Origin of the sequence: Streptomyces sp. DSM 15324 (genome assembly GCF_001514285.1) — a bacterium.
Lineage (GTDB): Bacteria > Actinomycetota > Actinomycetes > Streptomycetales > Streptomycetaceae > Streptomyces.
On sequence record NZ_KQ949026.1, the window covers coordinates 76,721 to 89,676 of the forward strand.

Below are 12,956 nucleotides of genomic sequence, written 5' to 3' on the forward strand. Positions count from 1 at the left end.
AGGAGTTCTCAGTCCTCCGGCAGCTCCACCGGGGCGATCTCGTCGTACACGTCACCCGGTCCCGGGTTGGTCGCGTCGGTCGCGCCGCCGAAGTGGTGCATCACGCCCCAGACCGCGTTGAGCGCGGTCTGGACGGCACCCTCGGCCCAGCCCGCCGTCCAGGAGACGTCGTCGCCCGCGAGGAAGACGCCCCGCTTGTCGGCGGGCAGCCGGTCCTGCATGAAGTGGGTGAACAGGCGCCGCTGGTAGCGGTAGTGACCGGGCAGGTTGGCCTTGAACGCGCCCATGAAGTAGGGCTCGTTCTCCCAGGAGACGGTCACCGGGTTGCCGATGACGTGCTTCCTGATGTCGACCTTCGGGTAGATCTCGCCGAGCGACTTCAGCATGACCTCCATCCGCTCGTTCGCGGACAGCGGCAGCCACTTCAGGCTGTCGTCGCACCAGGTGTAGGAGAGACAGATGACGGCGGGCCGGCCCGGGCCGTCGTCGAGCAGGTAGGTGCCGCGCGTCATCCGGTCGGTGAGCGTCATCGACATGACGTCCCGGCCCGTCTCCTCGTCCTTGTCGAGCCAGAACGGCCGGTCGACGGGCACGAAGAGCTTCGAGGACTCCATGTAGTGGGTGCGCTCGATGGCCGTCCAGTGGTCGATCGGGAACAGCGAGTCGTCGCAGTCGATCTTCGACAGCAGCATCCAGGACTGGGCGGTGAAGATCGCCGCCCGGTAGGTGCGGATGTCGCCGTTCGCGTCGGTCACCGTGATCCGGTCACCGGCCGTGCGGCGCAGCCGGGTCACGGCCGGCCGGGGCGCGCCGCCCTCGTGCAGGCTCGCCAGCGAGGTGCCGTACGCCCAGTGGACGATCTTCTCCGGCTCGCGCTCCCACAGGCGCACCGGCAGCTGCTGGGAGCCGCCGACGATCCCGCGGTGGTGGTCGTCGGCCTCGGTGTAGACGACGCGGAGGATCTCCAGGATGGAGTTGGGGAAGTCGGTGTCCCAGCCGCCGGTGCCGAACCCGACCTGGCCGAAGATCTCCCGGTGCCGGAACGACCTGAAGGCCTCGGAGTCGCAGAGGAAGCCGTAGAAGGTCTGGTTGTCGAGCTTCTCGACGAGCTTCGCCCAGATCTCGCGGATGCGCGGCACGTCCCGCTCGCGCATCGCGCGGTTCATGTCGGAGAAGTCGGCGCCCTCTTCGAGGCACTTGCTCCAGGCCTCGGCGACATCGCGGTAGACCTGCGGGAGGTCGTCGATCGTCTCGGCGTAGTGGGACTCGCCCTTGAGGTCGACGACGGTCGAAGGGGTCGCCTCGGCAAGGGGGTTGGGGAAGGGTCTGGTCCTGAGCCCGACCAGGTCGATGTAGTGCTGGAGGGCCGTGGAGGAGGGCGGGAAGCGCATCGCGCCCATCTCGGCGGTGAGCCCTTCGGCACCGGCGCCGTCGAACCCGACGGTCCGCAGCCGGCCGCCGATGCGGTCGGCCTCGTACACGACGGGCTTCAGGCCCATCTTCATCAGCTCGTACGCGGCGACGATGCCCGACAGTCCGCCGCCGATGACCGCGACCTCGGTGCCGTGCTCGGTCGCCGGTATCTGGCCGAGGCCCGCCGGGTGGGCCAGGAAGTCGTCGTAGGCGTACGGGAAGTCCGGGCCGAACATGGTGATCGGGGGCTGCTGCGGCTCGTCGGTGTGCTCGACGGCGTTGGGCACCATGGACGTCATGGGGTGAGGGCTCCTTGCGGCGTACGACGGGAGAGTTCGGGGGGCTCAGACGTAGAGCTCGGGACGCCGTTCCCGCAGATACGGGTTGGCCTCGCGGGAGGCGGCGAGGGCGACGGGGTCGGCGTCGGCGAGGACCAGCTCCTCACCGCGTCCGGCGCGGGCCCGGGCCACCCCGTCGGGACCGGCGAGGGTGGAGAGCCCGACGAACTCGAACTCGCCCTCGTGGCCGACCCGGTTGACGTAGGCGACGTACAGCTGGTTCTCGAAGGCGCGCACCGGGATCATCGACTCGGCGACGAACTGGAACGGGTGCATCTGCGCGGTCGGGACGAGCAGCAGGTCGGTGCCGGCCAGGGCGTGGGCCCGGACGTTCTCCGGGAACTCGACGTCGTAGCAGATCAGGAGGCCGACGGTGAGCCCGCCGAGCTCGGCCTGGACGACGGGCTGCTCCCCCGGGACGAAGTGGTCCTGCTCGAAGCGGCCGAAGAGATGGGTCTTGCGGTAGTTCGCGAGCCGGGTGCCGTCGGCGGAGATCAGCTGCGCGGCGTTGTACACGGTGTCCCCGGACCGCTCGGGGTAGCCGTAGGCGACGGCGACCCCGTGCCGGGCGGCCAGTTCGGCGATCGCGTCCGCGGAGTCGCCGGCGGCGGGCTCGGCGAGGCGCGCGAGGTCGTCGCCGATCGCGTAGCCGGTGAGGAACAGCTCCGGCGCGACCAGCAGCCCGGCGCCCGCGGCGGCGGCCCGGCCCGCGGCCTCGTCGAGGACCTTGAGGTTCTCGACGACCGAGCCGGGGCGGCCGGAGCTCTGGAGCAGGGCTGTGCGCATGCGGGGTCCTCACCGGGCGGAAGGGGGGTTCGAGGGGGCGCCCGGAGCGTTTCGGGGGCCTCCTAGACGGTACGGGCGGGCGCTCCGGCCGGACAAGCAGGAGCCGTTGCGCGCCCGGGAGCGATTCGTTGCGTACGCCGGCGGCGATGCGGCGATTCGTTGCGCGCCCGCTTCGTTGCGCGCCCGCACCGGCGCCGCCGACGGCACCTCACCGCCCCGCACCGCACCACCCCTCACCTCACCTCACCGGCACCTCACCTCACCGCGCCACCCCTCCCCGCATCTCACCTCACCGGCGTCTCCGCCGGCCCACCGCCACCGCCAGGGCCGTCACCAGGTACGGCACCGCGCCCAGCGCGAACACCGTGCCGTGCGGGAGCGTCGAGCCCAGCGCGCCGTACGCGCCGTAGACGCCGATGGTCAGCACCTCGGTGCCGAGGCTCGCGACCGAGGTGAGGGTGGCCCGGCCGGTGCCCTCGATGCGCCGCTGGAGCCGGGCGTCGGCGACGACGGTCGCGAGCTGGAAGCCGCCGAAGGCCAGGGCGACGAGGGCGATGCCGGCCGGGCTGCCGGTGGACGCGCCGAGGCCCAGGGCGAGCGCGGAGCCGGTGAGCAGGGTGGCGAATCCGGTCCGGCCGAGCCGTTCGGCGGGGCCGGACAGCAGGCTGCCGGCCGTGACCGCGGTCCAGATCAGCATCAGCCAGTAGGGGACGGCCGCCTCGGGCACACCGGTGGCCCGCACCAGCAGCGAGGTGTACTCGTCGAGGGCGCCCCACACCGCGGCCACGGCCGGGACGAGCAGCAGGGCGCCGCGCACCGAACGGTCGCGGCGGGCGTCGGCGAGCCCGGTCCGCAGGGTCGCCGCCCAGCTCTCCTCGTGGCCGGTGGCGGTCCGGTGCTCCGGGAAGCGGGTCGCCGTCGCGGCGCACAGCAGACAGGCCAGGACGCTCGCCGCGCCGACCGCCGGATAGCCGCCCACCGCGAAGACAGGGCCCGCCAGGCCCATCGCCGCCATCACGGCCACCTGGCCCGCCGCGTGGGACCGGCCCATGACAGTCGCGTACCGGTCCGCCGCGCCGAGCCGCTCCAGTTCCTCGTAGACCAGCGCCTCCAGGGCACCGGAACCGAGTGCTCCGCGGATGCCCCACAGGACGAATCCGGCGGCGAAGGCCCACAACGACGGGAAGAGCACCCACAGGGCGAAGCCGGCGCCGCCCAGCAGCGGACCCAGCCAGAGCAGCAGACGGCGCGAGAAGGCGTCCGCCCAGGCGCCGGAGGGGATCTCCAGCAGGACGCCCGTGAGCGACCACAGGACGAACAGCGAGGAGATCTGTCCGACGGACAGCCCGGTGTCCGCGAACAGCAGCGCGTACACCGGGTAGAGCAGCACGAACTCGTCGAGGAACGCGTACGCGTAGAGCGTGGCGGTCAGTCGACGGGTGCCGGGGCCGGTAGTGGATCAATGTCGCCAGGTCATGCCACCGATGTTAGACACCGGCCGGCTCAGTGCCCAGCGGTTTTCCGGGGACCGCGAAGGTGGTGATCACCGCCGCGTGGTCGGAGGGCCAGTCGTTGTCCTCGACGTCCGGCCAGGGGCGGGGGTCGCCGCTGACGTACGTCCGGGAGTCCAGCACCCGCAGGCCCCGGTGGAGCACGAAGTCGATCCGGTCCTGGGGCTCGGGGCGGCCGCTGCCGTCCTCGTGCTCGGCGTGCACCGGGGACCAGGTGTGTCCCGGGTCCCTGACGGGGTCGGGGTGGGCCTCGCGGTAGGAGTCGGCGAGGCCCGCGCGTTCGGCGGCGGCGGTCACCGGCCACGCGACGTCCGGCCGGTCCAGGTGGGAGGGGCTGTTGAAGTCGCCGACGAGGACGACCGGCAGCGCGGGGTCGAGCCGGCCGAGAGCGTCCTTCATCTGGGCGAGCCGCACCTCCTCGTGGGCGATCAGCTCGGCCGCCGGCAACCCGTCGAAGGCCGCCTCGTAGGGGCCGTACGGCGTGTAGTCCAGGTGGACCGTCCACACGTCGACCTCGGTGCCCCCCACGTCGAGCCGGACCCCGGCCGCGCCGTAGAAGCCCACGCCGGGGTCGCCGAGGACGGCGGTGATCGGATAGCGGCTGATCACGCCGAGGTTCTCCCCGGCCCGGTGGTGATGCCAGCCGAGCGCCTCGGCGAGTTCCCCGGCGGCGGTGCCGTACGTCTCCTGGAGGCCGACCACGTCCGCCTCGGTCTCGGTGATCGCCTTGAGCTGTTTGGCCCGGTGGTCGTGGACCTTGGTGCCGCCGTACCAGAGGTTCCAGGTCATGACCCGCAGGCGGGGCGGGGTCAGCGTGCGCAGCCGCTCGGGGGTCACGTCCTCCAGGCTGGTCAGCACGGTCCGGCCGGGGGCGGCACCGATGGGGGCCAGCGAGGGCACCGCGAGGACGGCGCACCCCGCCGCCTCGGCGGAGGCGACCCCGGTCTCGGTGTCCTCGACGGCCACGCAGGCCGAGGGGTGGACGCCGAGGGCGCGGCAGGCGGCGAGGTAGGGGTCGGGAGCGGGCTTGGTGCGCTCGGTGTCGTCGGCGGTCACGGAGATCGCGAAGCGGTGGGCGCCGAGCGCGTCGAGGACGGTGTCGGCGACGGCCCGGGGGGAGGCGGTGACCAGGGCGGTGGGCACGCCGTCCCGGGCCAGGGCGTCGAGCAGGGCGAGGGCGCCGGGGCGGGGCACGATGCCGGTGCGCACCCGGTCGGCGAACTCCCGGTGGAGGGTGTCGGCGAGCTCCGCGGCCGGCCGGCCCGTGGTGGCGGCCAGCCAGTCGGCGGTGTGCTCCACGGGCCGGCCGAGCACCTCCGGCTGGTCTGCTTCGGTCAGGGGCCGGCCGGCCACTCTTTCCACCGCCTCCCACCACAGCCGCTCGGTGTCGACGAGCGTGCCGTCCATGTCGAACAGGACGGCCTGGAGCGGGAGTCGCGTCACGGTCACTCTCTTTCTGTGCGGTGGGGGGATGCGGGTTCTGCGCGGTGGGGGATGCAGGTTCTGCGTGGTGGGGGATGCGAGGAGGGGGTCAGGGGGTGCGTTCGGCGACCAGGACCGGCCGCTCGGGGAGCGACACGGTGACGGCTGCCCCCGCGCCGAGGCCGCCGGCCTCGTGTGCGGGCAGGTCGGCCTTCGCCTCGGTGCCGTCGGCGAGCCGGACGGTGACGCGGACGGCGGCGCCCAGGAAGGAGGTGGCGACCACCCGGGCCGACCCGTCATCGTCGGCGCGCACGCCGACCGCCTCGGGCCGCACCAGCACGTCGACGTCCGGGCCGGCCGGCACCGGGCCGTCGACGGGCAGCCGCTGCCCGAGCACCTCGACGCCGCCGTCGGCGAGCCGACCGGGTATGCGGCTCATGGTGCCGACGAACTCGGCGACGAAGGCGGTCGCGGGCCGGCCGTACAGCTCGGCGGGCGGGGCGCACTGTTCGAGCCGGCCGGCGTGCATCACGGCGACCCGGTCCGCCATGGACAGGGCCTCCTCCTGGTCGTGGGTGACGAACAGGGTGGTGATGCCGAGGTCCTGCTGGAGCCGGCGGATCTCCTCGCGCAGGCTCAGCCGCACCTTGGCGTCCAGTGCGGACAGCGGCTCGTCGAGGAGCAGGACGCGGGGGCGCAGGGCGAGGGCGCGGGCCAGGGCGACGCGCTGCTGCTGGCCGCCGGAGAGCTGGTGCGGGAACCGGCCCCCCTTGTCGGCGAGACCGACCAGCTCCAGCAACTCGGCGGCGCGGGAGCGCCGTTCGGCGGTGCGGACCCCCCGCATGCGCAGTCCGAAGGCCACGTTGTCGCGCGCGTCGAGGTGCGGGAAGAGACTGTACGACTGGAAGACCATCCCGGCGTCGCGGCGGTGGGCCGGGACCCGGGTGACGTCCTCGCCGTCGATCAGCACCGCACCGGAGTCGGGATGCTCGAAACCGGCGAGCATGCGCAGCGCGGTGGTCTTGCCGCAGCCGGAAGGGCCGAGCAGGGCGAGGAGTTCACCGGGGCGGACGGTCAGGTCGAGTCCGTCCAGGGCGACGGTGGGCCCGAACTCCCTGCGCAGACCCCGGAATTCCACGGTGGCTGCGGTCGTCGCCGTCTTGTCGGGCGCGGTCACGGTCATGGTTCATCCCCGGGATGCGGTTCGGGTACGCCCGCCGGCACCGGCGAGCGCGAGGAGCAGGACCCATGTCACGAGCAGGCTCAGCACGGACACGGCGACGGAGAGCTGGGCCTGGGAGCCGCTGACGTTCACGATCCACACGGCGAAGGGCTGGAAGCCCAGCAGCTGGGCCACGGTGAACTCGCCGAGCACCAGGGCCAGGGTGAGGAAGGAGGCGTTGAGCAGGGCCCCGCGCAGATTGGGCAGGACGGCCTGGACCAGCGCCTGCGGCCAGCCGGCGCCGCAGCTGCGGGCGGCCTCGACGAGGGTGCGGACGTCGACGGCGCGCAGTCCGGCGTCCAGGGCCCGGTACACGAACGGCAGCGCCATCACGACGTACGCGAGGACGAGCACCACGGGGAAGTCCGGGTTCTGGATCGCCACGAAGGTCTGGAACAGCGGGGTGCGGGAGAGGTGTTCCGGCCCCCACTTGAGCACGGTCCCGATGCCGGCGACGAACGCGATCGGCGGGACGACGAGCGGCAGCGAGCACACCACCTCGACGACCGGCCGCAGCCGGGGCGCGGTGAGCCGCAGCGCGACCATGGCGGGCACCATCAGCAGCAGGACGACGGCGATGGTGGCGGCGGCCAGTTCCAGCGAGAGCAGCAGGCTGGAGGTGAAGCCGTCGGTGGTGAAGATCTGGGTGTAGGCGTCGAAGGTGATCCCCTGGCCGGGCACGTCGACGGTGAAGACGACGGACGCGGCGAGCGGGACCAGGAAGTACAGTCCGGCGAGGCCGAGGACGCCCCACCGCCACAGGATCAGGCGAGCCATCGCGCGCTCCTCCGTTGCAGGGGCAGGTACACGGCCATGACCAGACCGGCGACCAGGACCATGTCGAGGCTGAGGGCGAGCGCCACGTTCTCCTGGCCGACCAGGACGTTGCCGGAGATGGCGTCGGCGATCTGCAGGGTGACCAGCGGGATGGAGCTGCCGACCATCGCGGCGGCGGTGGCGTACGCGGCGAAAGCGCTGCCAAACAGCAGCACGAGCCCGCCGAGCAGCGAGGGCAGCAGCACGGGCAGGGCCACGTGCCGCCAGTACTGCACGGGCGTCGCGCCGTTGTTCTGGGCGGCCTCGCGCCACTGGATGCGCAGTCCCTCCAAAGCCGGCGTGATGGTGAGGACCATCAGCGGGATCAGGAAGTACAGGTAGACGATGACCAGGCCCCAGAAGCTGTAGAGGTCCCAGCCCTTGTCCGTGAGGCCCAGGTGCCGGGTGAGCACGCCCGCGTTGCCGAGGGTGGCGACGAAGGCGAAGGCCAGCGGGACGCCGCCGAAGTTGGCGAGCACTCCGGAGGCGGTGAGCACGGCCTCGCGCAGGGCGCGGAACCGGGAGGTGACGACGGCCTGGGCGAGCGGCAGCCCGCACAGGGCGCCGAGGGCGGCGGAGACGGCCGACAGCTTGACGCTGCCGAGCAGGGCGGTCAGGTACGCCCCCTGGAGCGAGGCCGTCAGATTGCCGGTGGTGTAGGAGGTGGCGCCGGTGGCCGGGTCCTTGGCGCTGAACGCGCCGTCGAGCATGGCCAGGGCGGGCAGCCCGAAGGCGAGCGCGGTGAAGGCGAGCAGCGGGACGACCGCGAGCCAGCCGAGCGACCGGCGCCGCCGCTTCACCGCAGCGGCGGGCGCCGTGTCGACCCGTACGGCGGTGGCGGTCATCCGGAGACGGCCTTCGCCCAGCCCTGGCCGAGCACCGTCTTGGCCTTGCTCTGCTGGTCCTCGGTCGGGAAGGCCGGCGTGCCGGAGACCTCGGGCAGCTTGGCGGCGGCCGTCTTGTCGAGGGTGCCGGCCTTCTCCAGGGCGGTCATCAGGACGGGGCGGGCGTAGCCCTTGAGCCAGAGGTTCTGGCCCTCGGCGCTGTAGAGGTACTCCTGCCACAGGCGGGCGGCCGCCGGGTGCGGGGCGTCCTTGTTGACGGCCTGGGAGTAGAACTGGGAGAACTGGCCGTCGGTCGGGACGGCGACCTTCCAGTCGACGCCCTTGGTCTTGAACTCGTCGGCGTACCCGGCGTTGAGGTAGTCCCAGTCGATGCTGATCGGGGTCTCGCCCTTCTCGACGGTGGCCGGGGTGGACTCGACGGGCGTGTAGTTGCCGTTCTTCTTCAGCTTGGCGAAGAAGTCGAGGCCGGGCTGGATGTCGTCGAAGGAGCCGCCGTTCGCGAGCGCCGCGGCGTAGACGCCGCCGAAGGCGGAGCCGGACTTGGTGGGGTTGCCGTTGAGGGCGACCTGGCCCTTGTACTGCGGCTTGAGCAGGTCGGCGAACGTGGTCGGGCAGGTCTTGACGCGCTTGGCGTCGCAGCCGATGGAGATGTAGCCGCCGTAGTCGTTGTACCAGCGGGCCTGGGCGTCCTTCTGGCCCTCGGGGATGTCGGCGAACGAGGCGACCTTGTACGGGGCGAGCAGCCCCTGCTGGGCGGCGCTCAGGGCGAAGGAGCTGCCGAGGTCGAGGACGTCCGGCGCGCGGTCCTGGCCCTTGCGGGAGGTCACGGCGTTGATCTCGTCCTGGCTGGAGCCGTCCGGGTTCTCGACGGCGATCTTGATGCCGTACTTCTTCTCGAAGCCGTCGATGAGGGCACCGTAGTTGGCCCAGTCGCGGGGCAGCGCGATGGCGTTGAGCTTGCCCTCCTTCTTCGCCGCCTTCACCAGGGCGTCGAGGCCCCCGAAGTCGGCGGCGGAGGTGGCCGTGGCGGCGTTCTTGCCGTCGGCGGTGGTCGTGGAGTTGTCGGGGGCGGCGCCACAGGCGCTCAGGGCGAGGGCGGCGAGGACACCGAGGGCTGCGGTTCTCGGCAGGGACACGGTCACGGCTTCTCCAGGGGACGACGCGCGAGGGTGCGGGAGATCAGGAGGCGGGGCTAACTTGTCTGAACAAGTTGGCCCCAGTAACCACGCCGCTGATGTCCCCCCGGTAAACTCCGGCGAAACCCTGATCCCTTATTTCGCGGACACTCCGGGCTGTCGTCCCTCACGTTTCGATGTCGACTAGGCTGGTCAGGCTGTGCACAGCAGCTGGAGCGAAGGGAAAGCATGGCGGCCCGACACGAGGAGATCGCCGACGCACTGCGCCGGGCGATCGACCGCGAGGAGTACGCGGTGGGCGCCCGGCTGCCCGCCGAGACCGACCTCGCGGCCCGCTACGGAGTCTCGCGCGGGACGGTCCGCCAGGCCGTGGCGGCGCTGACCGCCGAGGGACTCATCGGCTCACGTCAGGGCGCCCGGCGGGTGGTGCTGGCCAGCCGCCGCAGCCAGAGCTTCGCGGAACTGCGCAGCTTCGCCGAGTGGGCGCGGGCGATGGGCCGCGAGGCGACCGGGCAGGTGGTGGCCCAGCGGTACGAACCGGCCGGCCACGAGGACGCCGTCCGCCTCCAACTCCCCCTCGGCACCCCGGTGCTGCACGTCCTGCGGGTGCGCGGACTGGACGGCGAGCCGGTGCTGCTGGAGCGGACCGTGTACGCCGACTGGATCTCCCCCGCCGTCGAGCCGATCGAGCCCGACTGCCCCTCGGTGACCCAGCGGCTCCTGGACGACACCGGTCTGGTCTTCGCGTACGGCGAGCACGTCATCGACGCGGTGGCGGCGGGCGCCCAGGACGCGGAACTCCTCGGGGTGCGCCGCACCAGCCCGCTGCTGCGGGTCCGCCGGGTCACCACGACCCATGAGGGCCGCCCCGTGGAGTGGTCCGACGACCGCTACCGCTCGGACGCGGTGAGCTTCAGCGTCCACAACTCGATCGGCAACAACGCGCTGGCACGCAAGACCGCCGACTGACGGCCCCGCGCGCCGGGGCAGGAGACGCGCAGGGATTTCGCCGCCCTGCCTCAGGTCGACGAGCACCCGGCGCTCTTCGCGGCCGCGCCCGCCGCCGTGCGGCGCGGTGTCGGCGGCGCGGTGTCGGCGACGCCGTGGACGACGGCCTCGGACCGGTTCCCCGCACGCCCCGTGGGCTGCCCCGGCCGAACCCCGCCCGGACCGGGGCCGGGTCGCGTGGCACCGGACGTCATGGGCTCGGGCGCGCGCCGTGCTCGGACGGGGCGCCCGGCGGCGACGTTCCGCCGCCGGGGGAACACCTCAGGTGGGCGAGCCGGACGAGAAGCGGCGCAGCAGGGGTGACAGGACCAGCACGGACTTCGTCCGCTCCACGAAGGGCTCCCCCGCGATCCGCTCCAGGACCCGCTCGAAGTGCCGCATGTCGGCGGCGAAGACTTGCGCGACCGCGTCGGCCTCGCCGGTGACGGTGGAGGCGGCCACGACCTCCTGGTAGCGCTCCAGGCCCCGCTGGATGGTCTCCGGCGAGGTGTTGCGCCGGCAATAGATCTCGACGAACCCCTCGGTCTCCCAGCCGAGCGCCGCCGGATCCACCCGTACGGTGAAACCGGTGATGGCGCCGGTCGCCCGCAGCCGGTCCACGCGCCGCTTCACGGCGGGCGCGGACAGACCGACCAGGTGCCCGATGTCCGCGTAGGAGCGGCGGGCGTCCTCGGCGAGGGCGTGCACGATGCGTTCGTCGAGATCGTTCAGCACGGTGGGTGGTTCACTTCTCAAGCGGAGCGGGTGTGGCGAGGCGGGAGCGGCGTTGGCCGTACACGAAGTAGACCACGAGCCCGACGGCCATCCAGACACCGAAGACCACCCAGGTCACCAGCGCGAACGCGAACAGCGTGCCGATGCGGTGGCGTCGGCCAGCTGGCCGAGCGGGATCCGGGGGGCCTCACCAACTGGCGTGCAGCGGCTTGCCCTCCGCATAGCCGGCGGCGCTCTGCACGCCCACCACGGCCTTCTCGGCGAACTCCGCGAGAGACCCCGCACCCGCGTAGGTGCAGGAGGACCGCACACCCGCGATGATCGAGTCCACCAGGTCCTCCACCCCCGGCCGGCCCGCGTCGAGGAACATCCGCGACGTCGAGATGCCCTCCTCGAACAGCGCCTTGCGGGCCCGGTCGTACGCCGACTCCTCCGCCGTGCGGTTGCGGACGGCCCGTGCCGAGGCCATGCCGAAGGACTCCTTGTACGGCCGCCCGTCGGCGTCGTGCTGAAGGTCGCCCGGCGACTCGTACGTCCCCGCGAACCACGACCCGATCATCACGTTGGACGCCCCGGCGGCCAGCGCCATGGCGACGTCACGCGGGTGGCGGACACCGCCGTCGGCCCAGACGTGCTTGCCGTGCCTCCTCGCCTCGGCGGCGCACTCCAGCACGGCCGAGAACTGCGGCCGGCCCACTCCGGTCATCATCCGGGTGGTGCACATGGCACCGGGGCCGACACCGACCTTGACGATGTCCGCGCCCGCCTCGATCAGGTCCCTGACGCCCTCGGCGGAGACGATGTTGCCCGCCGCGATCGGCACCTGCGGGTCGAGCGCGCGGACCGTGCGGATCGCGCTGATCATCGACTCCTGGTGGCCGTGCGCGGTGTCGATGACGAGCGTGTCGACACCCGCGTCGAGCAGCTCCTTGGCCTTGCCCGCGACATCGCCGTTGATCCCGACGGCGGCGGCGATGCGCAGCCTGCCCCGCGCGTCGACGGCCGGCGTGTACAGCGTGGCGCGCAGGGCTCCCTTGCGGGTGAGGATGCCGGCGAGGCGGCCGTCCTCGTCCACGGCGGGCGCGTAGCGCCGGTTGGCCGCGTCGAGGATGTTGAAGGCCTCGCGGGGGTCGATGCCGGCGTCGAGGAGGAGCAGGTCGCGGGACATGACGACCTCGAGCTGGGTGAAGCGGTCGACGCCGCTGAGGTCCTGGTCGGTGACGACACCGACCGGCCGGTGCTCCCCGTCGACGACGACGCCCGCGTTGTGCGCGCGCTTGGGCAGCAGCGCCAGGGCGTCCGCGACGGTCTGGTGCGGAGCGAGCACGATCGGCGTGTCCAGCACCAGGTGGCGGCTCTTCACCCAGGTGATCACATCGGTCACGACGTCGTTCGGGATGTCCTGCGGGATCACGACGAGTCCGCCGCGCCGGGCCATCGTCTCGGCCATCCGGCGTCCGGCGACGGCCGTCATGTTGGCGACGACCAGCGGGATCGTGGTGCCCGTGCCGTCCGGGGAGGAGAGGTCCACTCCCTGCCGCGACCCGACCGCGCTGCGGCTCGGCACCATGAAGACGTCGTCGTAGGTGAGGTCGTATGCGGGCCGGATGTCGTTGAGGAAACGCACGTGCTGCACATCCCAGTCGTTCAGAGGTGACCCCCTGACAGGTCAGCCAGGGGGAAGAGCACGTACTTCATTGTCCCATGACGACCGTAACGCGATCCCCGGACGGAACGTCCAAGCT

Annotated in this window: 11 protein-coding genes and 1 pseudogene; 1 reads left to right on the forward strand and 11 read right to left on the reverse strand. The window is 72.4% G+C overall.

Features of this window, described 5'->3' with window-relative positions; all coding sequences use genetic code 11:
• Nucleotides 1-8: 8 nt before the first annotated feature.
• The 8 genes from AQJ58_RS14625 to AQJ58_RS14660 form a co-directional block, all read right to left on the reverse strand.
• Nucleotides 9-1,712: a flavin monoamine oxidase family protein gene (locus AQJ58_RS14625; RefSeq protein WP_067249935.1), complete on the reverse strand. Its 1,704-nt coding sequence runs from the start codon at nucleotides 1,710-1,712 to the stop codon at nucleotides 9-11.
• A 45-nt stretch (nucleotides 1,713-1,757) separates the two neighbouring features.
• Complete coding sequence (locus tag AQJ58_RS14630) at nucleotides 1,758-2,537, reverse strand: carbon-nitrogen hydrolase family protein (RefSeq protein ID WP_067249938.1); 780 nt, start codon at nucleotides 2,535-2,537, stop codon at nucleotides 1,758-1,760.
• Nucleotides 2,538-2,826: 289 nt separating this feature from the next.
• Nucleotides 2,827-3,969 carry an MFS transporter gene (locus tag AQJ58_RS14635; protein WP_067249940.1) on the reverse strand — a complete coding sequence of 381 codons (1,143 nt, stop codon included), beginning with the start codon at nucleotides 3,967-3,969 and terminating at the stop codon, nucleotides 2,827-2,829.
• A gap of 55 nt (nucleotides 3,970-4,024) precedes the next feature.
• Nucleotides 4,025-5,491, reverse strand: coding sequence for an HAD-IA family hydrolase (locus tag AQJ58_RS14640; RefSeq protein ID WP_067250888.1), 1,467 nt, complete (start codon nucleotides 5,489-5,491; stop codon nucleotides 4,025-4,027).
• An 88-nt stretch (nucleotides 5,492-5,579) separates the two neighbouring features.
• Nucleotides 5,580-6,653, reverse strand: coding sequence for an ABC transporter ATP-binding protein (locus AQJ58_RS14645; protein WP_079078926.1), 1,074 nt, complete (start codon nucleotides 6,651-6,653; stop codon nucleotides 5,580-5,582).
• 3 nt (nucleotides 6,654-6,656) lie between these two features.
• The gene (locus AQJ58_RS14650; RefSeq protein ID WP_067249943.1) at nucleotides 6,657-7,469 is read right to left on the reverse strand and encodes an ABC transporter permease; all 813 of its coding nucleotides are present in this window, start codon (nucleotides 7,467-7,469) and stop codon (nucleotides 6,657-6,659) included.
• Nucleotides 7,457-8,353, reverse strand: coding sequence for an ABC transporter permease (locus AQJ58_RS14655; RefSeq protein ID WP_067249946.1), 897 nt, complete (start codon nucleotides 8,351-8,353; stop codon nucleotides 7,457-7,459). Before AQJ58_RS14655 ends, AQJ58_RS14650 begins: the two co-directional genes overlap by 13 nt.
• Nucleotides 8,350-9,495: an ABC transporter substrate-binding protein gene (locus tag AQJ58_RS14660; RefSeq protein ID WP_067249949.1), complete on the reverse strand. Its 1,146-nt coding sequence runs from the start codon at nucleotides 9,493-9,495 to the stop codon at nucleotides 8,350-8,352. The genes AQJ58_RS14655 and AQJ58_RS14660 overlap by 4 nt, the downstream gene beginning before the upstream one ends.
• A 222-nt stretch (nucleotides 9,496-9,717) precedes the next feature.
• Between AQJ58_RS14660 and AQJ58_RS14665 the strand changes: the two genes are divergently transcribed.
• Nucleotides 9,718-10,458: a GntR family transcriptional regulator gene (locus AQJ58_RS14665; protein WP_067249951.1), complete on the forward strand. Its 741-nt coding sequence runs from the start codon at nucleotides 9,718-9,720 to the stop codon at nucleotides 10,456-10,458.
• Nucleotides 10,459-10,758: 300 nt separating this feature from the next.
• Here the strand turns inward: AQJ58_RS14665 and AQJ58_RS14670 are convergent, their stop codons facing one another.
• The 3 genes and pseudogenes from AQJ58_RS14670 to AQJ58_RS14675 all read right to left on the reverse strand — a co-directional run bounded on the left by AQJ58_RS14670 (nucleotide 10,759) and on the right by AQJ58_RS14675 (nucleotide 12,838).
• On the reverse strand, nucleotides 10,759-11,211 hold the full coding sequence (locus AQJ58_RS14670; RefSeq protein ID WP_055638498.1) for an Lrp/AsnC family transcriptional regulator: 453 nt from the start codon (nucleotides 11,209-11,211) through the stop codon (nucleotides 10,759-10,761).
• Nucleotides 11,212-11,221: 10 nt separating this feature from the next.
• Nucleotides 11,222-11,397, reverse strand: a pseudogene (locus AQJ58_RS45340) (amino acid permease C-terminal domain-containing protein); the annotation flags it as partial.
• Between the two features lies 1 nt (nucleotide 11,398).
• Nucleotides 11,399-12,838 carry a GuaB1 family IMP dehydrogenase-related protein gene (locus AQJ58_RS14675; RefSeq protein ID WP_067250894.1) on the reverse strand — a complete coding sequence of 480 codons (1,440 nt, stop codon included), beginning with the start codon at nucleotides 12,836-12,838 and terminating at the stop codon, nucleotides 11,399-11,401.
• Between the last annotated feature and the right edge of the window lie 118 nt (nucleotides 12,839-12,956).